Raw genomic sequence first — 26,704 nt, forward strand, 5'->3', positions numbered from 1 at the left:
AAGGTGGCAATCCGACTGGCTGTTTAGACTGCGAAACGGCATGAATTGACGCTCCTACCGGTCGCGCAGCAGCTGGAAGGCTGCCGAGGCGCCCCAGCCGGCAAGGACGGCAATGACCAGTGACATGATCCCGTAAATGAAGGGCCGTTCGCGCGAGAGGGCGTAGAGGAACCGTTCCAGCCCGACCTTGCGCACGTCGATTGCGGTTTCATAGCTGGAGACCACCTCGCCGCCGCGGGTCAGCAGGACGCGGGTGGTATAGGCGCCCTCGGTCAGGTTCGCGGGCATGTCGATCGCGGTGCGGAACAGGGTTTGCTGGTCCACGGTGACGGTGCTGGGCCGCAGGGAGTAAAGCCCTTCCTCGCGGCGGATGCGCACCACGGCCTCGGCAAAATCCTGGGCGCCGCGGATGTTCATCGCGGCCCCGACCGAACGGATGGCCCGCTCGACCGACACCTTGTGGCGCAGGTCTTCGATATCCGTCAGCACCGCGCCGAAGGGGGCGCTGGTGGCCACCGCGTAAAAGCTGGGCGCGGAATCGACCAGCACGCTGTCGACATTGACCCAGATGCCAAGCTTCTTTTCCTTGCGACGCACGGTGACCGGGGCGGAGGGGCCGGACACGGTGACGATCACTTCGAGCGGCGGCGCATCCGCCGGGATCGGAGTGTCGCGTTTCACCGCGCCGAAAACCAGGATTTCAGAGCCGTCAAAATCGGCGGTAATGGCGACGCGGTTCTGGCTGAGGCCAAGCACAACCGCTTCGCGCTCGTTAGCGCGACCCGGGGAAGCGAGAACCGCAGGAAGGCTGAGCAGGGCAATTAGCAACAGGCGGAAGAGCGGCGTCATCAGTGACCTCCTGCCACGCCGAGCGAGAACAGCTCGTCCGGCTGAATAAGAAGCTCAAGCCCCAGTTTACCGCAGACCAGCAGCACCATCAGTGCCAGCAGGATCCGCAGCTGTTCGGCCTTGAGATAGGTGCCGATGCGGGTGCCGATCTGTGCCCCGACGACGCCGCCAACCAATAGGAGCACGGCCAGCACGATGTCCACGGTAAAGTTGGTGGTGGCGTGCAGCATGGTGGTAAAGGCGGTGACGAGGATGATCTGGAACAGCGAGGTTCCGACCACCACCTTGGTCGGCATGCCGAGGATATAGATCATCGCGGGCACCATGATAAAACCGCCGCCCACGCCCATGATCGCGGCCAGGATGCCGACAGCGACGCCGACCAGAACCGGCGGGATCACCGAGATATAAAGCCCGGAGGTGCGGAACCGCATCTTGAAGGGCAGGGCATGCACCCAGCTGCGCTGCCGCCGCGCAGCGGGCGCGCCGCCCGATTTGCGGGATTTGCGCAGGGCGCTGAGGCTTTCGATGAACATCAGCCCGCCAACGACGCCAAGGAAGACGACGTAGCAGAGTTTCACCAGCAGATCGACCTGACCCATCTGTTTCAGATGGTTGAAAACCACCACGCCGAGCGCGGCGCCAAGCAGACCACCGGCCTGCAGCACAAGGCCCATCTTGATATCAACGGTGCGCCTTCGGAAATGGGCAAGGACGCCGGAAAAGGAGGAGGCGACGATCTGGTTGGCCTCGGTCGCAACCGCCACAGCAGGCGGAATGCCGATGAAGAACAGCAGCGGTGTCATCAGAAAACCACCGCCGACGCCGAACATCCCCGAAAGGATACCCACCAGCCCACCCAGCCCCAGAAGAAGGAAGGCATTGACCGAAACCTCGGCGATGGGAAGGTAGATCTGCATACTCAATTTAGACCCCTTTGCCGGTGCAAAATCAACTGGCGATGCCGCCCCGCAGCATTCAGGACCGATAATCGGGACCAATCTGGACTTATCACCCCGGATGGGGGGAAGAGCGCGGCCAAAATGCAAAACCGCCCGGCGCGGGGGCCGGGCGGCTTCAGCAGACGGAATGGGTGTCTTGAACCCTGTTCAGCGCTCCTTCACATAAGGCGCGCCGCCGGCGCGGGGCGGAATGGCCTTGCCGACGAAACCGGCCAGGATCACCACGGTCAGGATATAGGGCAGGGCGTCCATCACCTGCACCGGGATGGTAACGCTGCCCAGTTCGATATTCTGGAACCGCAGCGCGACGGCCTGCAACAGGCCGAACAGCAGGCAGGCGCCCATCGCGTGCCACGGCCGCCATTTGGCAAAGATCAGCGCGGCCAGCGCGATGAAGCCGCGCCCGGCGGTCATGTCTTTCACGAAACCAGCCTGCAGGGCCGTGGCCAGATAGGCGCCCGCGATGCCACACAGAAGGCCGCAGATCGCAACCGCGGCGAACCGCAGCCCCACCACCGAAACACCGGCCGTGTCCACCGCTGCCGGGTTTTCCCCGACCGCGCGCAGACGCAGGCCAAAGCGGGTGCGGAACAGCACCCACCAGGTGAGCGGCACCGCGAGGAAGGCGGCATAGACGAGGATGGAGTGCCCGGAGAGCAGCTCGGAATAGACCTGATGCAGCGGGCCTGCCTCGGCGATCAGCTTGGACAGGGGGCGGCCCGTGGCCTCGGCATCGCTGGGGCCGATGGCAAAGGGCAGCTCGATCCCGCCAAAGCGGCCCTCGGTCAGCAGCGAAGGCGTGCGTCCGCCCTGCTGGAACCAGTCCTGCGCGATCAGCACGGTCATGCCGGCGGCAAGGAAGTTGATGGCAACGCCGGAAATCAGCTGGTTTCCCCGAAAGGTGATCGAGGCCACCCCGTGCAGCCCGGCCAGCACCAGCGAGGAGGCGATGCCCGCGAGCAGCCCCAGCCAGACATTGCCGGTGATTGCGGCGACGGCAGCGGACAGAAAGGCGGCCATCAGCATCTTGCCTTCAAGGCCGATGTCAAAGATGCCCGCGCGCTCTGAGAACAGGCCGGCCAGGCAGGCCAGAAGCAGCGGCGTCGCCAGACGGACGGTGCTGTCCAGCACCTGAATGATGGTCAGGAATTCCATCAGGCTTTCTCCTTCCGCAATGCAAGGAAGATTTTTTCAAGCGGTATCCGCACCATATTGTCCAGCGCGCCGGTAAAGAGGATGACCAGCGCCTGAATGACGACGATCAATTCGCGCGGGATCGAGGTCCAGAGCGCCAGTTCCGCGCCGCCCTGATAGAGGAAGCCAAAGAGGATGGCAGCCAGGAAAACGCCAAAGGGATGGTTGCGCCCCATCAGCGCCACGGCGATGCCGATGAAACCGGCGCCCTCGGTAGAGTTCAAAACCAGACGCTCGGCCTCGCCCATGACGTTGTTGATCGCCATCATGCCGGCAAGCCCGCCCGAGATCAGCATGGCGATCATGGTGATCTTTACCGGGGAGATCCCGGCATAAAGCGCGCCGGGTTCGGAGTGACCATAGGCGCGAATCTCGTACCCCAGCCGGGTGCGCCAGATCAACAGCCAGACGGCAAAACAGGCGGCGACGGCCACCAGCAGGCTGACGTTTGCCGGGGCGGATTTCGAGAAATTGATCCCAAAGGGCACCAGCAACTCGTGCAGGCTTGGCAGGTGCACGGCTTCGGCAAAGCGCGCGGTGGCCGGGTCCATGGCGCCTGCGGGCTTCAGCACGTTGACCAGCATGTAGTTCAATACCGCCGCGGCGATGAAGTTGAACATGATGGTGGTGATCACGATATGGCTGCCACGCTTGGCCTGAAGGTAGGCCGGGATGGCAGCCCAGGCGGCCCCGAACAGGGCGGCCCCGAGGGCGGCAAAGATCAGCGCCAGCGACCAGTGCGGCCAGGGGATGTAAAGGCAGACAAGCGCAACGCCAAGCCCCCCCAGCATCGCCTGACCTTCGCCGCCGATGTTGAACATGCGGGCGTGGAAGGCGACGGCGACGGCAAGGCCGGTAAACAGGAAATTGGTCGCATAATAAAGCGTGTAGCCCCAGCCATAGGTGGAGCCGAGCGCGCCGGTTACCATCATCTTGACCGCAGCAATCGGATCCTCGCCGATGGCCAGGATCACGAGGGCAGAGAGGAGGGCCGCCAGTATCAGGCTGATCAGCGGGATCAGGACCACATCGGCCCATTTCGGCATTTTTTCCATTTACGCGGCCTCCCCCGCGACACCGGCCATCAGAAGGCCCAGTTCCTTTTCATCGGTCTGATCGGCGGCGCGTTCGCCCATGATCATACCGTCAAACATCACCGCCACCCTATCAGACAGGGACAGGATCTCTTCCAACTCGACCGAGACCAGAAGGATCGCCTTGCCCTCATCGCGCAGGGCGACGATCTGCTTGTGAATGAATTCGATGGCGCCGATGTCGACGCCGCGGGTGGGCTGGCCGATCAGCAAGAGGTCGGGATTGCGCTCGATTTCACGGGCGACGACGATCTTCTGCTGGTTGCCGCCGGAAAAACTTTTGGCGGCCAGCCAGGGATCCGGCGGGCGCACGTCGAATTTCTCCATCTTCGCAGCGGTGTCGGCGCGCAGGGCGGCGTTGTCCATCAGAAGGCCCCGCTGGTATTCCGGCGCGTGGTGATAGCCAAAGGCGACGTTTTCCCAGGCGTGGAAATCCATGATCAGCCCTTCGCGCTGGCGGTCTTCGGGGACGTGGGCCACATGGGCGGCGCGGCGTGCCCGCCCGTCCGATCCGGCGCCAGACAGCGGCAGCGGCGTGCCATTGAGGCGGATCGTACCGGTGCCGGGGCGCATGCCGCCCAGCACCTCCAGCAGCTCTGACTGGCCATTGCCCGCCACACCGGCGATGCCGAGGATCTCTCCGGCGCGCACATTGAGGTCGATGCCCTTGACGCGCTCGACGCCTGCCTCGTCCACGACGCGCAGGTTCTCGACTTCCAGGATCGGCTTGCCGGGCTTGGCGGGGACCTTGTCCACGCGCAGCAGCACCTTGCGGCCCACCATCAGCTCGGCCAGATGTTCGGGGCTGGTCTCGGCGGTTTTTACCGTTGCGGTCATTTCGCCGCGGCGCATGACGCTGACCGTGTCGGTCGCCTCCATGATCTCGCGCAGCTTGTGGGTAATCAGGATGATCGTCTTGCCCTCGGCCCGCAGGCGGTCGAGGATGCGGAACAGCTGGTCGGCCTCTGCCGGGGTCAGAACGCCGGTGGGTTCGTCCAGGATCAGGATCTCGGCCTTGCGGTACAGCGCCTTCAGGATCTCCACACGCTGCTGCATGCCGACGCCGATCTCGTCGATGCGCTTGTCCGGGTCCACGAAGAGTTCGTATTCCTCTTCCAGCGCCTTCAGTTCCTTGCGGGCGCGGGTCAGCGAGGGCATCAACAGCCCGCTGTCCTCGGCGCCCAGCACGATGTTTTCCAGCACCGTGAAATTCTCGACCAGCTTGAAATGCTGGAACACCATGCCGATCCCGGCCGCGATGGCGGCCTGGCTGTCGGGAATCTCGGTCTTCTTGCCGTTGATCCAGACCTCGCCGCTGTCGGCCTTGTAGAAGCCGTAAAGGATGCTCATCAGGGTGGATTTGCCGGCGCCGTTTTCGCCGATGATCCCGTGGATCGTGCCGGGGGCGACGCTGATGGAGATGTCCTTGTTGGCCTGGACGGGGCCAAAGGCCTTGGAGATGCCTTTCAGTTCAATCGCTGGTGCCGTCATTCTGGCTCCTCAACATGCGGGGGCGCGGACCGGGGGGATGCCGGTGTGATGCGCAGGGGGCGGATACCGGTGCGGCGGTGCGTCCCTCGGATGGGATGGAAAAACCAAACCCGGAGGCGGCGTTGCGGCAGCCTCCGGGCAAAGTGGGCTCTGGCTATGCCTTTTCAGGCCGGGCCAGAGCGGTTGCCGATCAGAACGACAGCGCCGGGCAGCTGTCGTCAGACATGTAGTCATGCACCTTCAGCTCGCCCGAGGCGATCTTGGCTGCTGCAGCGTCCACCATGGCTTTCATCTCGTCCGAAACCAGCGGTGCGTTGTTGTCGTCCAGCGCGTAGCCGACGCCGCCATTGGCCAGCCCCATGACCGAGAAACCGGTTTCCATGTCAGCGCCATCGCTGAAGGCCTCGTAAACCGCGTTGTCCACGCGTTTCATCATCGAGGTCAGTACCTTACCCGGGTGCAGGTGGTTCTGGTTGCTGTCCACGCCGATGGACAGGATGTCCTCATCCGCAGCGGTCTGCAGAACGCCCACGCCGGTGCCGCCTGCCGCAGCATAGACCACGTCAGCGCCCTGGCTGATCTGCGCCTTGGTAAGCTCGGAGCCTTTTACCGGGTCGTTCCAGGCCGCCGGGGTGGTGCCGGTCATGTTGGCGATCACCTTGGCGTCGGGGTTGGCGGCCATCACGCCCTGGGCATAGCCACAGGCGAATTTGCGGATCAGCGGGATGTCCATGCCACCGATGAAGCCGACGGTGCCGGATTTGGAGGCCTCAGCTGCCATCATGCCGACGAGGTAGGAGCCTTCATGCTCATTAAAGACAACCGAGCGCACGTTGGGCGCGTCCACGACCATGTCGATGATGGTGAATTTGGTGTCCGGGTAGTCGGCAGCCACCTGGCCCAGAGCGTCAGCAAAGGCAAAGCCTGCCATCACGATCGGGTTGGAGCCCGCTTCGGCAAAGCGGCGCAGGGCCTGCTCGCGCTGGGCCTCGGATTGCAGTTCGATCTCGCGGAAGCTGCCGCCGGTCTCGTCTGCCCAGCGTTTTGCGCCCATGAACGCCGCTTCGTTGAAGGATTTGTCGAATTTGCCGCCAAGGTCAAAGATCAGCGCCGGATCCGCCAGGGCCGCGCCCGCAGTGACGGCCAGTGCGGCCGAGCCGCCCATCAGGGTTTTCATCAGGCTCATTAGAATACTCCCAGTTGTGTTTTATGATTGTCACAGCCGCCGTTGGGCTGCCCGGTGCGTTATGTGACCGGGACGAATAGAGGTGCGGCAATTTAGCCCGCAGCATCGCGGCAGGGTCAACCGCTTTTTGACCAAACGGTGGAATTCCATACGGGTGGCCTAACGTAAGCTGCACCGCATAAGCACCGCGTCCACAGGGGCGGCGCCTTTGCGGGCATAATAACCGGGCCGGGTGCCGCAAGTGGCGAATCCGCATGCCTGGTAGAGCGCCTGCGCCGCGGTATTGTCGGCGGCCACCTCCAGAAAGGCTTCGGTGGCGCTGCGTGTGCGGGCGAGATCCTGCCAGTCCTGCATCACCTGCCGGGCCAGACCCTGGCGCTGGTGCGCGGGGTGGGTGGCGATGGTCAGCAACTCGGCTTCATCCGCGATGACGCGGACAAGGGCGAAACAGCGGGCATCACCGATTGCAAAGGTCAGGGGGCTGTCCAGGAGGTCGGCGAATTCCGCAGCGCTCCATGGGCGCGACTGGGTAAAGGCCGCCGCGTGTGTCCTAGCCATGTCGTCTGTGGCTGGGGCAGAGGCCACGGCGTCAGCCATCGATCAGCGCAGGCGGAGTATCGCGCGCGGGCGCGGCATCGGCAGCGCGCAGATAGAGGGGCGCGGGGGCGGCTGTGTCCTGATCCATCCGGGCGGCTGCCAGACGCGCGATCGCCTCGGCCAGCCCTGCGGGAGAGGCCTCGGGCGCAAAGGTCAGCCCGGCACCGCGCGCGGCCTCTTCAGCTTCCTCGCGGGGCATCAGACGCGGTGCCTGATCCGGCAGGGCGGCATAGACCTGATCACGCGGGGCGGGAATGCCGGGCAGGGTTCCTGTGGCGGCGCGGGCGTCAAAACCGTCGATGCCCACGGCCGGAACGCCAAGACCCAGCGCCAGACCTCGGGCGGCGGAAACGGCAATGCGGATACCGGTGAAATTGCCGGGGCCGACGCCAACACCGATGGCATCCAGATCCGCCCATGTGGCGCCGCCTGTCGCCAGCACCTCTTCCAGCAGCGGCATCAGCCGTTCGGCCTGCCCGCGTGCCATCGGCTCCAGCGCCTCGGCAACAAGGGTGTCACCGCGCAACAAAGCGGCCGCGCAATGCGCGGCCGATGTGTCAAAGCCCAGAACCAGTGGTTCGGTTGTCATCCTCTGTCCTTTCAGGTCGCCAGCACGGCGACGGGTCTGTCCTGCCGCTCAGACGGCGACCGGGCGGACCTCGGTGACTTCGGGGATGTAGTGGCGCAGCAGGTTCTCGATACCCATTTTCAAGGTCAGCGTCGAGGAAGGGCAGCCCGCGCAGGCGCCCTGCATGTGCAGGTAGACGACGCCGCGTTCAAAGCCGTGGAAAGTGATGTCACCGCCATCCTGGGCCACGGCCGGGCGCACGCGGCTGTCCAGGAGGTCTTTGATCTGGTTGACAACTTCGCCGTCTTCGCCACTGTGTTCGGCGTGGCCCGAGGCCTGCTCACCACCTGCGCTGATCACCGGCTGGCCGGATTGGTAATGCTCCATCACCGCGCCCAGGATGGCAGGTTTGATGTGATCCCATTCGACGTCGTCGGCCTTGGTGACGGTGACGAAATCATTGCCGAAGAACACGCCGGTGACGCCGCTGACGGCGAAGATGCGGCTGGCCAGAGGAGAGCTCTCTGCCGCTTCGGGGCTGGCGAAATCGGCGGTGCCTGCCTCCAGAACGGTCTGTCCCGGAAGGAATTTCAGCGTCGCCGGGTTGGGCGTGGATTCGGTCTGAATGAACATTTCGGGTCTCCGTTGGTCTGCAGGAGATATGCGCGCCGTGGCCGCACAAGTCAAGGTTTGGAACGGTTCTAAATTGCCAAAGCCACCTGTGCATCAGGGAACAGCGGCAGCAATTGGGGGCTCAGGTAATCGCTTCCAGCCGGTCCTTGGACAGATCGCCCGGCACGATGGTGATTGGCACCGGCAGGCTGCCCGAGGTCTTGCTTAGCTGGTTTACCAGCGGCCCCGGCCCCTTGCGGTCGGTGCCCGCGCCCAGCACCAGAACGCCGATGTCGGGATCGGCTTCGATCTGGGCCAGGATCTCGGGCACGGCCTCGCCTTCGCGGATGATCAGCTCCGGATCCACCCCCTGACGGTCGCGCATCCATTTGGCGAAAACCTCGAAATGGGCATGGATGCGTTCGCGGGCCTCTTCGCGCATGACTTCGCCCACGCCGATCCAGTGGTTGAATTCATCGGGCGGGATCACTGACAGGATCGCCACCCCGCCACCGGTGCGGGCCGCCCGCATCGCGGCGAACCGCATGGCGTTCAGGCATTCACGGCTGTCATCCAGCACAACCAGAAATTTGCGCATCTGTAGCCTCCACAATCCTGATCAATCTGCCCGAGGGGCCGCGTCCTGTCCATCGCTTTTCAGTGCGGCGCTGTTGGCAACCCGGGTTGCGTAGAGCATCAGAACCACCGCCAGCACCATCAGGCGGAACAGATGCGCCGCCGCGACAAAGGTGGGATCGGCGCCAAGCGCGGCGCCGAGAATGATCATGGTTTCCAGCCCGCCGGGGGAAAATCCCAGCAGCACATCCAACAGCGGCAGGCCCGACAGATAGGCCGCTGGCAGTGCTGCTACCGCTGCCAGCCCGCAGGTCAGAAGGACGATCACGCCGCCCGCCAGCAGGCTGCCCTGCAATTCGCGCCAGCTCATGCCGGTAAAGCGTCCCCCGATAAGGCTGCCCATCAGGATCAGCGCGCCCTGCGCCCCCCAGCCGGGCAACCCGCCCGCAGTCCAGCCGCCAAGATGGGTCGTCGCAGCGACGGTTATCCCGGCGATCAGCGTCGGGGCGGGCAGTTTGATCCGGCGCAGCAGCGGCGCGATGGCAAGGGCGATGGCGATCTGGATCGCGATCCAGCCCAGCGGTGTCACGGCGGCGCTGCCCGGCAGTCCAAAGCCGATCTCCATCCCCGCAAGGGTGGCCCCCAGCGGCACCAGCAGGGTCAGCGACATCAGCCGGATCGAGGCCAGCACCATCGGCCGCGTCAGGGAGAGAGACAGGCTGTCCGCCAGCGCGATCACCAGCCCCAGATGTCCGGGCGCGGCGGCGAGAAAGGATTCGTGCCGTTCAAACGGCAGGATGCGGGGCACCAGACTGCGCCCGGCGAAAGGCGTGACAATGGTCAGGGCCGCCAGCAGTCCAAAGGCCACTGGCCAGCGCATCATGGCGGCAAAACTTTCGGGGCTGACCATCGAGCCGATGCTGAGCCCCATCACCAGAAACGCCGCATCCCGAAGCCGGGGCGCGATATCCATGGGCGCGCCCCAGAGCCCGGCAAGGCTGACGGCGATGGCAGGCCCGGCCAGCAGGGCCATCGGCATATGGATCAGGGAGGCGATCAAAGCTCCGACCCCGCCGACGGCGATGGTCAGAAAGCTTTGCCGCCACTCACCCATGTGTGGCAGCCCAGTCCCAATACATCTCGCGCACGCGGCGGGCCATGGGGCCGATCTGATACTGACGGTCGTCGAAAGCGGTGACCGGGGTGACCTTGCTCATGTTGCCGGACATGAAGACTTCGTCGGCCTCCTCAAAGTCCTTAAAGCTCAGCACGGTTTCATGCACGGGGACACCGTCTGCCTTCAGGTTCTTGATATGGCGGGCGCGAGTGATCCCGGCCAGGAAGGTGCCATTGGCAATGGGGGTAAAGACCTCTCCGTCGCGCACCATAAAGATATTTGCGGTGGCGGTTTCGGCCACGTTGCCCATGGCGTCCTGCACCAGCGCGTTGGCAAAGCCCTTGGCGCGGGCTTCGCGCAGCATACGGGCATTGTTGGGGTAGAGGCAGCCGGCCTTGGCGTTGACTACGGCGTTTTCCAGCACCGGGCGGCGGTATTGGGTGCGGGTCAGGGTGGCGCTGGCATCCGCCGGGGCCATCGGGATCTCTTCCAGGCAGAGCGCGAACTTGGTGGTCTCCGGCTCGGGCGCAATCATCGTCGCATCGCCATCGGTGGCCCAGTACATCGGGCGGATATAGACCGCAGCGCCGGGGGCAAAGCGTTTCAGCCCCTCGCGGGTGATCTCCACCATATCCTCGACCGAGACGGTTGGTTTCATCATCAGCGCCGAGGCCGAGGCATTGGCGCGGGCGCAGTGTAGGTCCAGATCCGGCGTCACCCCGTCAAACAGCCGCGCCCCGTCAAAGATCGAAGAGCCAAGCCAGGCCGCGTGGTCGGCGGCGGACATGATTGGCACGTCCCCGTCGTGCCACTGACCGTTGAAGTAGGTGTGGATGGTGCTGCCAGCTGCCATGATCGGGGCCTTTCAAAATGTCTTGCGTCCCCGGGACACTAGGAGGCTCTTCCGGCAAGGTCCAGTGCCCGGTCGGCGCTTCTTTGCACATGGGTGTGTGGGGGCTGTGGAGGTGTTGCGTTGCCACTGCGCGCCGGGACAAGGAGCTGGCAAGCTGTTTCGCACGCGAAACAAATGGGAAAACACCGAGGATCGGGCGCTTTGCGCGCGCCGCCCGGCACGCGCCCGGCCCAAGGGGACAAGGCGCATCTGTGATGCGCAGCGTCCGGGCGGGAGTGCCCCGCCTGCATGCCCGCCTGACTATATGGGCGCTTTTCTGGGAGACCGCGCAGGACCCTGTGTCGGGACCTGCGCCGGATTGGGGGACCGGAGCGGCTCAGTTGCCCGGTGTCAGGCCCAGCTTCCCAAGGATCGCACCCGCGTCTGCGGCCCAGCGGTCGTGCAGCTCGGCATTGGTGTCATGGCGCAGGCCCATCGCGCGCAGCCCGTCGAATTTCTCCGAGGTTTGCGAGCCGAAAGAGGCGGCAACGCGGGGCCACCAGTAGTCCACCGCTTCCTGCGCCTGCGCTGTCTCGCCGTTCTCTACCAGCTGGGTCAGCCCCTCTTCGGCCAACTCCGCATGGCGCTGCTCGATCGGGGCGATGCTGCGGAAGGCCTCGGCCAGAGGCTGGTAGGAGACCTGCGACAACTCCCCAAGTTGCACCGTGACAGCGCGACCCATCAGAAGGTTCATCACCACCGCGTCAAGCCAGCCTTCCAGCGGGTAGTTGAACACCGCAAGGCGCATGTCGTGCTTGCTGCGGCTCTGGCCGATGTCGGCATCGCGGGTCAGCCGCGCGGTCCAGGGGTGGTGATCGGCGTAGGCCTCGGTATCGGCGCCGAATTCCCCCATGATGCGCAGCACCTTGTCGGCATTGTCGGATTTCTCCAGCACGATCTTGGCGGCGGCGATGCGGGCCTTGATGCCGGGACCTTCGTTGATGATATCGGCAAAGCCCGCCGCCCCGGCCAGCTCGCTGTCGACAAAGGTCGCCATCAGTTTCAAGAGTTCCGCACGATAGCGCGGCGGCACGTTGGATGGATTGGTGAGCTTGCCGCCCTGCGCAAGATAGCTGCTGAGGCTCATGTCCTCGGCCATATCTGATCCTCCCTGAATTCGGCCCTGTGAAACGGGCCCTTAAACACAGACGCGCCCGGAAGGGCGCGCCATGAAATGCATTACTGATCGTAATCCACGACCACCCTATCGGTGACAGGATAGGCCTGGCAGGACAAGACGTAGCCCTTTTCGACCTCGTAATCTTCGAGCGCGTGATTGGTGACCATTTCCACCTCGCCCTCCAGCACCTTGCAGCGGCAGGTGGAGCAGACCCCGGCCTTGCAGGCGTAGGGCGCGTCCATGGCGTTCTCCAGCGCCGCATCCAGGATGGTGGTGTCCTTGCCCATCTCGATGGTCTGGGTGGCGCCATCAAGGGTGATCGCGGCAGAGGTCTGGTTCGCGTTGCTGGCCGCATCGGCGGCGCTTGCCTTGCGCTTGGCCCGGCCGGGCTGGGCGCTGGCGAAGAGCTCGAACTTGATCTGATCGTCCTTCAGGCCTGCCGTGCGCAGCGCTGCGGCGATGCCCAGCATCATCGGTTCCGGCCCGCAGATAAAGGCGGTGTCGACGTTGTCGATATCAATCCAGTGCTCGAACAGCTGGGCGCATTTCTCCTCGGTCACCAGACCGGTGAAGAGGTCGATCTCCTGCGCATCGCTTTCCAGAATGTGGATGACGTTGAAGCGCCCCATGTAGAGGTTCTTCAGGTCCTCCAGCTCCTCGCGGAACATGATCGTGTTGACGCCCTTGTTGGCGTAAACCAGCGTGAAGGTCGAATTTGGCTCGGCCGCCAGGGTGGTCTTCAGGATCGACAGCACCGGGGTGATGCCCGATCCGCCGGCAAAGCCGAGGTAGGATTTTTCGGCGCCAGCATCGAGTGGCGTGAAGAAGGTGCCCATCGGCGCCATCGCCTGTAGGGTGTCACCGGGTTTCAGGTCGGTATTGGCCCAAGTCGAAAAGGCGCCGCCATCGACGCGTTTGATGCCGACCTGCAGGATGCCGTCCTCCTTGCCCGCGCAGATCGAGTAGCTGCGGCGCAGCTCCTCGCCATCAAAATCGCGGCGGAAGGTCAGGTACTGGCCTTGGGTGAAATCGAACTCCGCCGCCGCGCCATTGGCGGGCTTCAGGGAGACAACAACCGCATCGCGGATCGTCTTGCGGACATCGGTGACTTCTAGATCGTGAAAGCGCGCCATGGAGGTCTCCTCAGATGCACTTGAAATAATCAAAAGGTTCGAGGCAGTCCTGACAGCGCCAGTGTGCCTTGCACGGGGTGGAGCCGAACTGGCTCACACGGGTGACGTTCTTGCTGCCGCAATGGGGGCATTTTTCCGGGCCGCCTGCGGCCTGGGGCGGAGCGATGCCGTATTCTTCCAGCTTGGCGCGGCCCTTTTCCGACAACCAGTCGGTGGTCCAGGGCGGGGCGATCTGGGTTTTGAGGCGGATGTCCTCGACCCCGTGATCGCGCAGGGCGGTTTCGATATCCATGTTGATCACCGCCGTCGCCGGGCAGCCCGAATAGGTCGGGGTGACGGCCACTTCCAGCGTATCGCCATCCCAGGCGACACCGCGGATGATGCCGAGATCGACCAGAGAGATCACCGGGATTTCCGGATCGGGCACGGCGTCCAGCCATTCCCAGATCTGCTCCACGCTTGGCTTGTCTACTGTTTGGCTCATGTGGCTCACTCCACTTTGGCTTTGCCCGGTCGATAGGCCGGGCAGCCCCCGACCTCCCCCACGGGAGGGGGCTTCACCCCCACCCGAGGTCGGGGGTGCCCTTACTGTGATGCGGTTGTCGTTACCACTTGGCGCCGGGATAGGCGCGCTGCAGCCACTGCATATGGGTCAGAAGGTGGCCCAGATGCTCGGTGTGCATCTTACCGGTGCGCCCACCCTTGTGACCAAAGGCACTGTCCGGGATGGTCAGCGTTGCCTCGCCCATGATCCGGCCGATCAGCGCATCAAAGTCATCCCGCAGGCTGGCCGGATCGGGCGCGATACCCGCCTTGACCATCTCCGCGTCCACGTCGTCGGACTGGAACATCTCGCCCACATAGGGCCAGAGATAATCCAGCGCCTCCTGCATGCGGCGGTGGCTTTCTTCGGTGCCATCACCCAGCCCCACGACCGTATCGGCCGAACGTTCCAGGTGATAGGCGACTTCCTTGCTGGCCTTGGCGGCAATCGCGGCAACCCGTTCGTCGCTGGATTTCATCAGATGGCCCAGCTGGATCGAGTGCCAGGCATCAAATAGGCACTGGCGCATCAAGGTGCGGCCAAAGTCGCCGTTCGGCACTTCGACCAGCAGCACGTTGCGGAAATCCCAGACATCGCGCAGGAAGGCGAGGTCATCGGCGCTCTTGCCTTCCCCCTGCACTTCGCCCGCAAGGCCAAGCCACATCTGGGTCTGGCCGATGAGGTCGAGCGCGGTATTGGCCAGCGCGATATCCTCTTCCAGAACCGGCGCGTGGCCGCACCATTCGCTGACGCGATGGCCCAGAATCAGGGTGTTGTCACCCATCCGCAAAAGGAACTGAGTAAAGGCTTCCTCGCGGGTCATCACATCGCTCCCACTTCTTCGGGGATGTCAAAGAAGGTCGGGTGACGGTAGACCTTGGATTCCGACGGCTCGTACAGCGGGCCTTTGTCGCCGGGCGAGGAGGCAGCGATATTGTTCGCCTCGACCACCCAGATCGACACGCCTTCGTTGCGGCGGGTGTAGACGTCGCGGGCGTTCTTGATCGCCATTTCGGCGTCCGGCGCGTGCAGCGATCCGACGTGGCGGTGGCTCATGCCATGCTGACCGCGGATAAAGACTTCCCAAAGGGGCCATTCATGTTTCATGGGGTGTTCCTCCTGGCTGAGGGGCCACCCTGCGGCAGGTCTATGATGGACTGGGCAGGGGGCAGATAAGGCTTGGGTCGGTTATTCGGCGGCGTGTTTGCGCGCGGCCTTCTTCTGGGCGTGGGCCAGCAGGCCGTCACGGACCCATTCGCCGTCTTTCCAGGCGTCATTGCGCGCGGCCAGACGGTCGGTATTGCAGGGGCCGTTGCCCTGGATCACGTCGAAGAACTCCGACCAGTCGGGATCGGTGTAATCATAGTGACCGCGTTCCTCGTTCCACTTGATGCCGGGATCGGGCAGCTCAAGACCCAGGAATTCGATCTGCGGCACGGTCTGGTCGACGAACTTCTGACGCAGTTCGTCATTGGTGTTCATCTTGATCTTCCAGGCCATCGATTGCGCCGAGTGCACCGAATCCTTGTCCGAGGGACCGAACATCATCAGCGACGGGAACCACAGACGGTTCAGCGCGTCCTGCGCCATCTTCTTCTGCTCAGGGGTACCTTCTGCCATCTTGCGGATGGCGTCATAGCCCTGGCGCTGGTGAAAGCTTTCTTCCTTGCAGACCCGGATCATGGCGCGGCTGTAAGGGCCGAACGAGGTCCGCTGCAGCGGCACCTGGTTCATGATCGCGGCGCCGTCCACCAGCCAGCCCACTGCGCCGATATCGGCCCAGTTCAGCGTCGGGTAGTTGAAGATCGAGGAATACTTCATGCGGCCATCCAGCAGCATTTCCGTCAGCTCGTCACGGGACACACCCAGCGTTTCCGCCGCGCAGTAAAGATACAGACCATGGCCCGCCTCGTCCTGCACCTTGGCCAGCAGGATCGCCTTGCGCTCCAGCGTCGGGGCACGGGTGATCCAGTTGCCTTCGGGCAGCTGACCGACGATTTCCGAGTGGGCGTGCTGGCCGATCTGGCGGATCAGCGTCTTGCGATAGCCCTCGGGCATCCAGTCCTTGGGCTCGATCTTTTCGCCCCGGTCGATCCGCGCCTGAAAGGCGGCGAGTTTTTCGGGGTCGTCTTGCGTGGCCTCGGATTTCACCATCTGAGCATACATAGCGCGTTTCCTCCCTTACTGATTACACACGTTCAAGGATCAGGGCGGTGCCCTGTCCGACACCAACGCACATGGTGCACAGCGCGTAGCGCCCGCCAGTACGTTGCAGTTGATAGGCGGCGGTCAGCACCAGCCGGGCGCCCGACATGCCAAGCGGATGGCCGATGGCGATGGCGCCGCCATTGGGATTAACATGGGGCGCATCGTCCGCCACGCCAAGGGCGCGAAGGGTCGCAAGCCCCTGCGAGGCGAAGGCCTCGTTGAGTTCGATCACGTCCATCTGGTCGATGGTGAGGCCGGTGCGGGCCAGAACCTTTTGCGTCGCGGGGACCGGGCCGATGCCCATCACGCGGGGTTCGACCCCGGCGGCGGCCATGCCGACGATGCGGGCCATCGGTTTCAGGCCGTTCTTGGCCGCGGCTGCCTCATTCGCCATCAGGATGGCGGCGGCGCCGTCGTTGACGCCCGAGGCATTGCCTGCGGTCACGCTCTTGTCCGGGCCGTTGACGCCCTTCAGCTTCGCCAGCTTGTCGGCGCCGGTGCCAGGGCGGGGGTGTTCGTCGGTGTCCACGACCAGGGCATCGCCCTTGCGCTGCGGAATGGTGACCGGGGTGATCTCTTCGGCAAAGACGCCTGCCTCATGTGCGCTGGCCCAGCGGGCCTGGCTGCGGGCGGCAAATGCGTCCTGATCCTCGCGGGAGATATCATAATCTTCTGCAACGTTATCAGCGGTCTGCGGCATCGAGTCGGTGCCGTACATCTCGTGCATCTTCTTGTTCACGAAGCGCCAGCCGATGGTGGTGTCGTAAACCGCGTTGGCACGGGTAAAGGCGCTGGTTGCCTTGGGCATCACGAAGGGCGCGCGGCTCATGCTTTCGACGCCGCCTGCGATGGCCATGTCATAGTCTCCGGCGCGGATGCCACGGCTGGCCATGCCCACCGCGTCCATGCCGGATGCGCATAGGCGGTTGATGGTGGTGCCGGGCACATCCACCGGCAGACCTGCCAGCAGGGCCGCCATGCGGGCCACGTTGCGGTTGCTTTCCCCGGCCTGGTTGGCATCGCCAAAGATCACATCGTCAATGCTGGCCCAGTCCACGTCCGGGTTGCGCGCGACCAGCGCGGCAATCGGGGCAGCGGCCAGATCGTCGGTGCGGACCTGGCTGAGGGCGCCGCCGTAGCGGCCAATGGGGGTCCGGGTGGCATCGCAGATGAATGCATCCATGGGGTTCGCGTCTCCTGTTTGGCTCAAAAATTAGCCGACCGTGTAGTCGGTGTACATTAAAGCAGCGATTCGCGGCAAGCAAAATGTAACGTAAAAAGTATGTAGTTGGAAAATCTGTAACACATTGTCGAAATCTGAGTGACTTAACGTCCTTTTCCATCGGCGCGGATTTTCTGTTGCGGCCTGCCTGCGCTTTCAGGCAGGCTGAAACAGAACGATCGGTCTGTTGTGGTGCGGAGGACATCGCGACAGCTTTGCTAGGCCTGAAACAGGCGCATTGCGTCACGGGGGAGAGGACATGGCGGATATTCTGCGCATCGGCGGCGCCAGCGGCTTCTGGGGTGATGCTGCGCTGGCCACACCGCAGCTGCTGGCAGCGGGCGGGCTGGATTTCATCGTCTATGACTACCTGGCCGAGATCACCATGGCGATCCTGGCCCGCGCGCGCGCCAAGGATCCGGGCGCAGGCTACGCCACGGATTTCGTCAGCGGCGCCATGGCGCCCAACCTGTCCCAGATCGCGGCGCAGGGTGTGCGGATCATCTCCAACGCGGGTGGGGTGAACCCCGGCGCCTGCGCCGCCGCCCTGCGCGAGGAAATCGCCCGGCAGGGCTTGTCGTTGAAAGTGGCCACCATCGAAGGCGACGATCTGACCGGGCAGGCTGAAGAGATCGCCGCAACAGGCCCGGTCGAGATGTTCTCGGGCGCGCCTTTCCCGCCCAAGGACAAGATCGCCAGCATCAACGCTTATCTTGGCGCCTTTCCCATCGCCGCCGCGCTGGACCGGGGCGCTGATATCGTCATTACAGGTCGTTGCGTCGACAGCGCCGTCACCCTTGGCGCCTGCATCCATCATTTCGGCTGGGCGCCGCAGGATCTGGACCGGCTCGCAGGCGGGTCACTGGCAGGGCATATCCTGGAATGCGGACCGCAGGCCACGGGTGGGAATTTCACCGATTGGCGCGATGTGGTGCAGGGGCTGGACCGCATTGGCTATCCCATCGCCGAAGTCTGCCCCGATGGCTCCTTTGATGTGACCAAACCCGAAGGCACCGGCGGGCTGGTCTCGCGCGGCACGGTGGGCGAGCAGATGCTCTATGAGATCGGCGATCCGCAATCCTACGTGCTGCCGGATGTGATCTGTGACTTCTCGAATGTGACACTGACAGAGACCGCTCCGAACCGGGTGCATGTGGCGGGGGCCAAGGGGCGCGGCGTCCCCGGCGACTACAAGACCTGCCTCACCCATGCCGATGGCTATCGCGGCGGGCATATTTTCACCTTCTACGGGCTGGAGGCCGAGGAGAAGGCCCAGGCCTTTGCCGATGCGGCGCTGGCGCGAACTCGGGCGGCTTTGACCCGCATGAACGCGCCCGATTTCACCGATGTCAGCGTGGAGCTGATCGGCGCCGAAAGCCAGTTCGGCGCGATGCGCCAAAGCGCCCCGGCGCGCGAGGTCGCTGCCAAGATCGCGGTGCGCCACATCGATGCCCGCGCCATTGGCCTTTTCATGAAAGAGGCAACCGGCCTGGGGCTGGCCACTCCGCCAGGCCTGTCAGGTTTTGCGGGCACACGGCCCCGGCCCAGCCCGGTGCTGGCGCTGTTTTCCTACCTCACGCCAAAGGATCAGGTGTCGGTCACCCTGCGCGACGGGGCGGGAGAGATCGAGATCCCGGCCGCTGCGCCGCAGCCCGTCGATCCGCCCAGGCGCTCTGCGCTGCCGGTTGCTCCGGCAGCGAATAGGGGGGTCGAGGTGCCGCTCGTGCGCCTGGCCTTCGGGCGCAGCGGTGACAAGGGTGACATCGCCAATATTGGCATTCTCGCCCGTCGCCCAGCCTTCATGCCCTGGATCTGGTCCGCGCTGGACGCGGACCACCTGACCCGCGTCTTTGGTCATTTCACCAAAGGCCGGATTGAGCGGTTCTACCTGCCGGGGAGTGCGTCGATGAACATCCTGCTGCATGGCGCGCTGGGCGGGGGCGGCACCTCCTCCCTGCGCAATGACCCGCAGGCCAAGGGATACGCCCAGCTGCTGCTGGCCGCCCCGGTGCCGGTGGATGCGGATCTGGTGAGGGGGTGGGATGAATAACGAGGTGTCAGCCAGAAGGGCAGAGCTCGTCCGCGGGCGGAAGCGAAGCGCCCGCCCATGGGGGCGGACGGGCGCTGCCCGGCCTGTTGGCCGGGCGGGACAAGGCAAGATGATACAGGGAGCCGTGACATGACAGTCTTTCAAAGCCGGATCAGCCCGGCCAGCGATGCCTATCAGACCAACCGCGCAGAGATGCTGGCGCTGGTGGATCGGATGCGCACATTGGAAGCCCGCGCGGCAGCGAAATCCGATGAGCGCCGCCCGGTCTTTGACAAACGCGGCCAGCTTTCTCCGCGCGAACGGGTCTCGGCGCTCTTGGATCCCGGCATGCCCTTTGTCGAGCTTTACAACATGGCGTCCTATCTGGTGGATGACCCGGATCCCGAGACATCGATCCCCGGTGCCTCGATCATCACCGGGATTGGCTATGTCTCGGGCGTGCGCTGCATGATCTTTGCCGATGACGCGGGGATCAACGCGGGGGCGATGACCGGCAAATCGGTGGACAAGGCGCTGGGCGCGCTGGAGATCGCGCATCGCCAGAAGCTGCCTTTTATCCATCTGGTCGAAAGCGCGGGCGCCGATCTGATGCGCTACACGGTGGAACTCTGGGCGCACGGCGGCGGCATGTTCGCGGGGCTGGCGCGGCTCTCGGCGGCAGGCATTCCGGTGATCACGGTGCTGCATGGCGCATCGACCGCGGGGGGCGCGTATCAGCCGGGACTGTCGGACTATGTGATCGGGGTCAAGGGCAACGGCATGGCTATGCTGGCGGGTGCCGCGCTGGTGCAGGCCGCCACCGGAGAGGTCGCCAAGGACGCCGACCTTGGCGGTGCCGAGATGCACGCCGAGGTGACCGGACTGGTGGAGTACCTCGCCGAGGATGACGCCCACGGGATCGAGATCGCCCGCGATGTGGTGGCGGGGCTGGGCTGGCCTTCGGGGGCTGCGCAGGTTCCAGACTATGACGCGCCGCAATACGACCCCGATGAACTGGCGGGCGTTGTGCCGGTCGATTACCGCAAACCCTACGACATGCGCGAGGTCGCGGCGCGGATCGTCGATGGCTCGCGCCTTTTGGATTTCAAACCGGGCTATGGGCCTGCAACCCTGTGTCTGCAGGCGCGCATTATGGGGCAGCCCGTTGGGATCCTCGCCAACAACGGACCCATCGACCCGGACGGCGCCACCAAGGCGACGCATTTCCTGCAGGCGATGGATCAGGCGGGCACGCCGGTTGTCTTTCTGAACAACACCACCGGCTACATGGTCGGCACCGAGTATGAGCGCGGTGGCATGATCAAGCACGGCTCCAAGATGATTCAGGCGGTGACGAACCTGCGGGTGCCGAAGATCTCACTTTATGTGGGGGCCAGTTTCGGGGCCGGGAACTATGGCATGTGCGGCCATGCCTTTGGCGCCGACTTCCTGTTCACATGGCCCAATGCCATGACCGGCGTGATGGGCGGGGAACAGGCTGCCCTGACCATGGAACAGGTCGCCCGCCGCACCGCCGCGCGCAAGGGATTTCCGGTGGATGAGGAGCGCCTTGCCGCCCAGCGGGCCAAGATCACCGCGCATTTCGACCGGCAATCGGATGCGTTTTACACCTCGGGGCACATGCTCGACATGGGGATGATCGATCCGCGCGACAGCCGCCGGGTGATCGGCTTTTGCCTTGCCACCTGCGCCGAAGGGCTGGCGCGCGATCTGCGGCCCAACGCCTTTGGCGTGGCGCGGGCATGACGGGGGAGACGGACATGACACAGATTACCTCACTCCTTGTTGCCAACCGGGGCGAGATCGCCCTGCGCATCATGACAACCGCCCGCGCCATGGGCATCACCTGCATCGCGGTCCACACCGAAGCGGACGCGGGCAGCCCGCATGTGGCTTTTGCCGACCGCGCCATCTGCATTGGAGCGGGGCCTGTGGGCGACAGTTATCTTGCGGCGGAAAAACTGATCGAGGCAGCGCGGGAGGCGGGTGTGGATGCGGTGCATCCGGGCTATGGCTTCCTGTCGGAAAGCGCCGAATTCGCAAGCGCCTGCATGGATGCGGGGCTGATTTTCATCGGCCCCGGCGCCGAGGCGATTGCCCTGATGGGCAACAAGGCCGCCGCCAAGCGCCGCATGATCGCGGCGGGGGTGCCTTGTGTGCCGGGATACGAGGGTGAAGATCAGTCGGCGGATGTCTTGGAGGCAGAGGCCGCGCGCATCGGCTATCCGGTGATGATCAAGGCGGCAGCCGGGGGCGGCGGGCGCGGCATGCGTCTGGTGGAGGCGCCAGCGGAGTTTACAGGCGCATTGGGGCTGGCGCAAAGCGAGGCTTTGTCCGCCTTCGGATCAGACGAGGTGATCCTGGAAAAAGCGGTGATCCGCCCGCGCCATGTGGAAATTCAGGTCTTTGCCGACAGGGATGGCAACACGATCCATCTGGGCGAACGCGATTGTTCCGTGCAGCGCCGCCATCAAAAGGTGGTGGAGGAAGCGCCAAGCCCGGCGCTGGATGCGGATCTGCGCGCCCGCATGGGGGCTGCCGCCGTGGAGGCAGCCCGCGCCATTGGCTATGTCGGCGCCGGCACGGTGGAGTTCCTGCTGGATGACAGCGGTGCCTTCTACTTCCTTGAGATGAACACGCGTCTGCAGGTGGAGCACCCGGTCACCGAAATGGTCACCGGTCTGGACCTGGTGGCGCTGCAGATCCGCGTGGCGGCGGGGCAGCCCCTTGGGGTGGCGCAAGAGGATGTGACCCTGACCGGCCATGCCATCGAGGTGCGCCTTTATGCCGAAGACCCCGCGCAGGATTTCCTGCCGCAGGCCGGGCGCATTGCCCAGTGGCAGCCCCCGGTTGGCACGGGCATCCGCGTCGATGCGGGGATTGCCAGCGGGCAGGAGGTCTCTCCTTATTACGACCCGATGCTGGCGAAACTGATCGCCCATGGGGCCAGCCGGGCCGAGGCGTTGGAACGGCTGATCGGCGCACTGAAGGATCTGGCGCTGTTTGGACCGGCCAGCAACCGCGACTTCCTGCTGAGGGTGCTGGCCCATCCCGAGTTTGCCGCAGGGCAGGCCACCACCGGGTTTATCGCCGATCACCTGTCGGGGGATCTGACCGCACCGCTTGGTTCGGCAGAGGTCGCTCTGGTGGCGGGGCTGATCTATCGCAGTGATCAGGCGGCGATGGCCAAGACCAGCGGCGTTGCGCCCGAGCTTCTTGGCTGGTCGGCGCAGGGTGCTTTGCAAGCGCGGCTGAAGATCGCTGCCGGTGAGGCGGTCCATGATCTGCGGCTGAGTGAGACGGGCGGTGTCTTGACCGTCGCAGGGGGGGAGTGGTCGCATCAAGTGACCGGGCTGGACAGCGCGCTGTGCGTGGATGGCACCCGCGCGGATCTGCGGCACACTCATATGGAGGGCGACCGTCTTTTCCTGGCGACGGGCGCGCGCATTTTCGAGGTCACGCGCATCCGCGCCGGGGCCAGCGCGGCAGCAGGAGAGGCTGATGGCCAGATCACCGCGCCGATGCATGGCGCGCTCTTGGAGGTCTGCGTCGCGGCGGGCGACAGTGTCACGCCGGGCAGCCGCCTCGCGGTGCTGGAGGCGATGAAGATGCAGCATGAAATCCTTGCCGCTGCTGCAGGCGTGGTGGCCGAGGTTCCGGTCGCCGCAGGCACACAGGTCAAGGCAGGCGATCTGTTGGTTTCCATCGACGTGGAAGGCGGCGCGGCATGAAATCGGATCTGTGCAAGCAGCTTGGCATTGAATTTCCGCTCTTTGCCTTTTCCCACTGCCGCGATGTGGTGGCTGCCGTCACCAATGCGGGCGGTATGGGCGTCTTTGGCGCCGCGATGATGAGCCCCGAGCAATTGGAAGAGGAACTAAGCTGGATCGACGATCACGTGGACGGGCGGCCCTATGGCGTCGATTTGATCGTGCCCAATAAGTTCGAAGCCAAGGGGCAGGACATTCCTGACGAACAGATCCTTGCCATGGTGCCCGAGGGGCATAAGGAATTCGCCGCCTCGGTGCTGCGCGACAAGGGCCTTGATCCCGGAGATCTGGACGCGCGGCGGCAGGAGCTGTTGGTCTTTCGCGACAATATCAGCGCGGACGGGGCACGGCGCAGTCTGGAGGTCGCCTTTCGCCACCCCATCGCGCTGATTGCCAATGCGCTGGGCGTGCCGCCTGCCGATATGCTGGAGATGGGCAAGGCGCATGGGGTTGCCGTGGCGGCGCTGGTTGGCACGGCGCAGCACGCCCGCGCGCAGGTCGCGGCCGGGGTGGATATTATCGTCGCCGCAGGCGGAGAGGCTGGCGGGCACACGGGTGAGATTTCCACCATGGTGCTGGTGCCCGAGGTGGTTCAGTCCATCGCCGATATGGGCGCTGATGTGCCCGTGCTGGCGGCGGGCGGCATCGCCAGCGGCGCGCAGATGGCGGGCGCCATGGTGATGGGGGCGGCAGGGGCCTGGTGCGGCTCGGTCTGGCTGACGACCGCCGAGGCGGAGACCAACCCGGTGGTGAAGGAAAAGATGCTGGCGGCCAGCAGCGCCGATACGGTGCGGGCGCGGTCGCGCACCGGCAAGCCCTCGCGCCAGCTCATCAGTGGCTGGACCGAGGCCTGGGAGGGGAAAGGCGCGCCCAAACCGCTGCCGATGCCCTTGCAGACGCTGGTATCTGAACCGGCGCTGGCGCGGATCGACCAGCTGAGCCAGACAGGCGATGCAGGCGCGCAGGAACTGGCCACCTATTGGGTCGGGCAGGGCGTTGGTCTGATGACGCAGGCCATGTCGGCGGGCGCGGTGGTGCAGGCCTTCAAGGAGGATTTCCTGCGTGGCTATGAGCGGCTTCAGGCGGCGCTGGAGGGCTGAGGCAAAGGGCCGGAGCGGTCAGTCGCCGGTGTAGTGCAGCACCGTGTTGGGATAGCCGGTGCCGTCGATCTCAAAGACGGTTTCGCCAACCGAGGCAAACCCCTGACGGTGATAAAACCCGATGGCGGGAGTGTTTTCGGAGTTCGTGGAGAGCCACGGCGCGCCCAATCCCTTGGCGCGGCAATGGTCCAGCCCGGCCCGCAACAGCGCCTGTCCGATGCCCCGCCCGTGGTGGCGCGGCTGCACGTAAAGGGTTGTGATCTCGGTTTTTGTGCCGCCGACTGGTGAGGGGCGATCTTTGGTGATCCGGATATAACCATCGATCCCGACCCGGTTCTGCGACACGATCAGCGTCTCACCCGGGTCCTGAAGTAGCGCGGCGAAATGGGCGGGGGTAAAGGCCTCCAGCACAAAGGCGGCAAAGGTGTCATTGACGCCCTCGCGCAGATAGGTGCCGGTCCAGACTTCGATCGACAGCGCCGCCAGCGCGGCGCAATCGGTGGTTTTTGCCGGGCGCAGCTGTAGGAGGTGTTTGGTTTGGGGCTTTGCGGACATGGGGGGCTTTCCGTTTTCTGTCTGCGCATCCGTTGCGCCGCAACAGGGATCACATCCCGGCAGCGGTGGAAATGGCGCGCCTGCATTTCGCGCTGCGGTTGCGGCGCGGCGGCAACAGGCCGGGCGCTCTGATCTTAGGCTTTTGCGGCTGGCCTTCTTGCTTCACCTGTTTAATAGTTTGCTGACAAATCGCGGAGCAACGGGAGGGGAGCGCCGATGAATATTCTCTACATCATGTTTGACCAGTTGAGGTTCGATTACCTCAGCTGTGCGGGGCACCCTCATCTGCAGACGCCGCATATCGATGCGCTGGCAGCAAAGGGCGTGCGCTTTACCCGCGCCTATGTGCAGTCGCCGACCTGCGGCTCGTCGCGGATGTCCAGCTATACCGGGCGCTATCCTTCCAGCCACGGGGTGCAGTTCAACGGCTATCCCCTGCGGGTTGGGGAATGGACCATGGGCGATCACCTGCGCCGCGCCGGGATGGGCTGCCATCTGATCGGCAAGACCCATATGGTGGCCGATGCCGACGGGATGGAGCGTCTGGGGCTGGCGCCCGACAGTGTGATCGGGGTACGGCAAAGCGAATGCGGCTTTGATCCATTCATTCGCGACGACGGGCTTTGGGCCGAGGGGCCGGACGGGTTCTACGATGCCAAGCGCAGCCCGTATAACGAATACCTGAAATCCAAGGGCTATCCCGGCGAAAACCCATGGAACGACTTTGCCAATGCCGGGGTCGAGGGTAATGACGTCGCCTCGGGCTGGTTCATGGTCAATGCCGACAAGCCTGCCAATATCGCCGAGGAGGACAGCGAAACCCCCTGGCTGACCACCCAGGCGATGGAGTTTATCACGCAGGCTGAGGCGAAGGGCGATCAGCCCTGGTGCGCGCATCTGAGTTATATCAAGCCACATTGGCCCTATATCGTTCCGGCGCCCTATCACGACATGTACGGCCCCGAACACGTGCTACCCGCCGTGCGTTCGGAAGCGGAGCGGGAAGATCCGCATCCGGTCTTTGGCGGCATGATGAACAACCGTATCGGCAAGACATTCTCGCGTGATGAAGTGCGCGAGCGGGTGATCCCCGCCTACATGGGGCTGATCAAGCAGGCCGACGACCAGATGGGCCGACTGTTCGCCTGGCTGGAAGAGACCGGGCGGATGAAGGACACGATGATCGTGGTGACCTCAGATCACGGCGATTATCTGGGTGATCACTGGATGGGCGAGAAGAACCTGTTTCACGAACCGTCGATCAAGGTGCCGCTGATCATCTACGATCCGCGCGCCGAGGCTGACGCCACCCGGGGCACTACCTGTGATGAGCTGGTGGAGGCGATCGACCTGTTGCCCACCTTTCTTGAGGTCGCAGGCGGCGCTCCGGCGCCGCATATCCTGGAGGGACGCTCACTCATGCCGCTGCTGCGCGGGGAGGAAACCGAGTGGCGCGACCACGCGGTGGCGGAATTCGATTACGCCACCAACCCGATCTGCGAAACGCTGGGGCTGGCGCCAAAGGATGCGCGGCTGTTCATGGTGGTGGACCGGCGCTGGAAGTTCATGCATGCAGAAGGCGGCCTGCGCCCGATGCTGTTCGATCTGGAAACCGACCCGGACGAGCTGGTGGATCTGGGCGCCAGCGCCGAGCATGCCGAGGTGATCGACCTGATGTACGACCGGTTGCTGGCCTGGGGGCTGCGCATGTCTCAGCGCATTACCCTGTCGGATGAACAGATTGCCGCCCGCCGTGGCAAGGCGCCGCGCAAGGGCATCCTGCTGGGCGTCTATGAACCGGATGAGCTGGCGCCCGAGCTGACAGCGAAATACCGGGGCGCTGTTCCGTCAGAGTAGGGCAGAG

Annotated in this window: 25 protein-coding genes; 5 read left to right on the forward strand and 20 right to left on the reverse strand. The window is 64.4% G+C overall.

Annotated elements, in window-relative coordinates; translation table 11 throughout:
* Positions 1-54: 54 nt before the first annotated feature.
* The 19 genes from SM765_RS06420 to pcaF all read right to left on the reverse strand — a co-directional run bounded on the left by SM765_RS06420 (position 55) and on the right by pcaF (position 17,326).
* A complete protein-coding gene (locus tag SM765_RS06420; RefSeq protein ID WP_065272538.1) occupies positions 55-849 on the reverse strand; it encodes a TIGR02186 family protein in 795 nt (264 codons plus the stop codon).
* Positions 849-1,769, reverse strand: a complete 921-nt coding sequence (locus SM765_RS06425; protein WP_274827617.1) for a sulfite exporter TauE/SafE family protein — start codon at positions 1,767-1,769, stop codon at positions 849-851. Before SM765_RS06425 ends, SM765_RS06420 begins: the two co-directional genes overlap by 1 nt.
* A 189-nt stretch (positions 1,770-1,958) precedes the next feature.
* Positions 1,959-2,966, reverse strand: coding sequence for an ABC transporter permease (locus SM765_RS06430; protein WP_274834608.1), 1,008 nt, complete (start codon positions 2,964-2,966; stop codon positions 1,959-1,961).
* The gene (locus SM765_RS06435) at positions 2,966-4,060 is read right to left on the reverse strand and encodes an ABC transporter permease (RefSeq protein WP_065272541.1); all 1,095 of its coding nucleotides are present in this window, start codon (positions 4,058-4,060) and stop codon (positions 2,966-2,968) included. The genes SM765_RS06430 and SM765_RS06435 overlap by 1 nt, the downstream gene beginning before the upstream one ends.
* Positions 4,061-5,590 (reverse strand): ABC transporter ATP-binding protein, encoded by a 1,530-nt coding sequence (locus SM765_RS06440; protein WP_274837563.1) that lies wholly within the window; start codon positions 5,588-5,590, stop codon positions 4,061-4,063.
* A 190-nt stretch (positions 5,591-5,780) separates the two neighbouring features.
* Positions 5,781-6,776: a BMP family lipoprotein gene (locus SM765_RS06445; RefSeq protein ID WP_065272543.1), complete on the reverse strand. Its 996-nt coding sequence runs from the start codon at positions 6,774-6,776 to the stop codon at positions 5,781-5,783.
* 159 nt (positions 6,777-6,935) lie between these two features.
* Entirely contained in the window at positions 6,936-7,334 is a 399-nt protein-coding gene (locus SM765_RS06450) for a GNAT family N-acetyltransferase (RefSeq protein WP_082996167.1), read from the reverse strand.
* A gap of 31 nt (positions 7,335-7,365) precedes the next feature.
* On the reverse strand, positions 7,366-7,962 hold the full coding sequence (gene tsaB / locus SM765_RS06455) for a tRNA (adenosine(37)-N6)-threonylcarbamoyltransferase complex dimerization subunit type 1 TsaB (RefSeq protein WP_274837564.1): 597 nt from the start codon (positions 7,960-7,962) through the stop codon (positions 7,366-7,368).
* A 48-nt stretch (positions 7,963-8,010) separates the two neighbouring features.
* Positions 8,011-8,574, reverse strand: a complete 564-nt coding sequence (locus SM765_RS06460; protein ID WP_065272546.1) for a NifU family protein — start codon at positions 8,572-8,574, stop codon at positions 8,011-8,013.
* Positions 8,575-8,695: 121 nt separating this feature from the next.
* Positions 8,696-9,151: a universal stress protein gene (locus tag SM765_RS06465; protein ID WP_065272547.1), complete on the reverse strand. Its 456-nt coding sequence runs from the start codon at positions 9,149-9,151 to the stop codon at positions 8,696-8,698.
* 21 nt (positions 9,152-9,172) lie between these two features.
* Complete coding sequence (locus tag SM765_RS06470) at positions 9,173-10,243, reverse strand: AbrB family transcriptional regulator (protein ID WP_274837565.1); 1,071 nt, start codon at positions 10,241-10,243, stop codon at positions 9,173-9,175.
* Positions 10,236-11,099, reverse strand: a complete 864-nt coding sequence (locus SM765_RS06475; RefSeq protein WP_274837566.1) for a branched-chain amino acid aminotransferase — start codon at positions 11,097-11,099, stop codon at positions 10,236-10,238. Before SM765_RS06475 ends, SM765_RS06470 begins: the two co-directional genes overlap by 8 nt.
* 376 nt (positions 11,100-11,475) lie before the next feature.
* On the reverse strand, positions 11,476-12,237 hold the full coding sequence (locus SM765_RS06480) for a Phenylacetic acid catabolic protein (RefSeq protein WP_274827623.1): 762 nt from the start codon (positions 12,235-12,237) through the stop codon (positions 11,476-11,478).
* Positions 12,238-12,317: 80 nt separating this feature from the next.
* Positions 12,318-13,391, reverse strand: coding sequence for a 1,2-phenylacetyl-CoA epoxidase subunit PaaE (gene paaE / locus SM765_RS06485; RefSeq protein ID WP_065272551.1), 1,074 nt, complete (start codon positions 13,389-13,391; stop codon positions 12,318-12,320).
* A 10-nt stretch (positions 13,392-13,401) separates the two neighbouring features.
* Positions 13,402-13,875: a 1,2-phenylacetyl-CoA epoxidase subunit PaaD gene (gene paaD / locus SM765_RS06490; RefSeq protein WP_065273708.1), complete on the reverse strand. Its 474-nt coding sequence runs from the start codon at positions 13,873-13,875 to the stop codon at positions 13,402-13,404.
* A 121-nt stretch (positions 13,876-13,996) separates the two neighbouring features.
* Positions 13,997-14,758 carry a 1,2-phenylacetyl-CoA epoxidase subunit PaaC gene (paaC, locus tag SM765_RS06495; RefSeq protein WP_274837567.1) on the reverse strand — a complete coding sequence of 254 codons (762 nt, stop codon included), beginning with the start codon at positions 14,756-14,758 and terminating at the stop codon, positions 13,997-13,999.
* A complete protein-coding gene (gene paaB, locus SM765_RS06500; RefSeq protein ID WP_065272553.1) occupies positions 14,758-15,042 on the reverse strand; it encodes a 1,2-phenylacetyl-CoA epoxidase subunit PaaB in 285 nt (94 codons plus the stop codon). Before paaB ends, paaC begins: the two co-directional genes overlap by 1 nt.
* A gap of 81 nt (positions 15,043-15,123) precedes the next feature.
* The gene (gene paaA / locus SM765_RS06505; protein ID WP_065272554.1) at positions 15,124-16,101 is read right to left on the reverse strand and encodes a 1,2-phenylacetyl-CoA epoxidase subunit PaaA; all 978 of its coding nucleotides are present in this window, start codon (positions 16,099-16,101) and stop codon (positions 15,124-15,126) included.
* Positions 16,102-16,123: 22 nt separating this feature from the next.
* The gene (pcaF, locus tag SM765_RS06510) at positions 16,124-17,326 is read right to left on the reverse strand and encodes a 3-oxoadipyl-CoA thiolase (protein ID WP_065272555.1); all 1,203 of its coding nucleotides are present in this window, start codon (positions 17,324-17,326) and stop codon (positions 16,124-16,126) included.
* Between the two features lie 298 nt (positions 17,327-17,624).
* Between pcaF and SM765_RS06515 the strand changes: the two genes are divergently transcribed.
* From SM765_RS06515 to SM765_RS06530, 4 genes are all read left to right on the forward strand, one after another.
* Entirely contained in the window at positions 17,625-19,415 is a 1,791-nt protein-coding gene (locus SM765_RS06515) for an acyclic terpene utilization AtuA family protein (protein WP_274837568.1), read from the forward strand.
* Between the two features lie 129 nt (positions 19,416-19,544).
* Entirely contained in the window at positions 19,545-21,161 is a 1,617-nt protein-coding gene (locus SM765_RS06520) for an acyl-CoA carboxylase subunit beta (protein ID WP_274837569.1), read from the forward strand.
* Positions 21,162-21,175: 14 nt separating this feature from the next.
* Complete coding sequence (locus SM765_RS06525; RefSeq protein ID WP_274837570.1) at positions 21,176-23,146, forward strand: acetyl-CoA carboxylase biotin carboxylase subunit; 1,971 nt, start codon at positions 21,176-21,178, stop codon at positions 23,144-23,146.
* On the forward strand, positions 23,143-24,285 hold the full coding sequence (locus SM765_RS06530; RefSeq protein ID WP_274837571.1) for a nitronate monooxygenase: 1,143 nt from the start codon (positions 23,143-23,145) through the stop codon (positions 24,283-24,285). The genes SM765_RS06525 and SM765_RS06530 overlap by 4 nt, the downstream gene beginning before the upstream one ends.
* An 18-nt stretch (positions 24,286-24,303) precedes the next feature.
* Here the strand turns inward: SM765_RS06530 and SM765_RS06535 are convergent, their stop codons facing one another.
* Positions 24,304-24,840, reverse strand: a complete 537-nt coding sequence (locus SM765_RS06535; RefSeq protein ID WP_274837572.1) for a GNAT family N-acetyltransferase — start codon at positions 24,838-24,840, stop codon at positions 24,304-24,306.
* Positions 24,841-25,056: 216 nt separating this feature from the next.
* Between SM765_RS06535 and SM765_RS06540 the strand changes: the two genes are divergently transcribed.
* A complete protein-coding gene (locus SM765_RS06540; RefSeq protein WP_274827629.1) occupies positions 25,057-26,697 on the forward strand; it encodes a sulfatase-like hydrolase/transferase in 1,641 nt (546 codons plus the stop codon).
* Positions 26,698-26,704 lie beyond the last annotated feature (7 nt).

The organism is Pseudophaeobacter sp. 1A09344 (assembly GCF_041008745.1).
Lineage (GTDB): Bacteria > Pseudomonadota > Alphaproteobacteria > Rhodobacterales > Rhodobacteraceae > Phycobacter > Phycobacter gallaeciensis_A.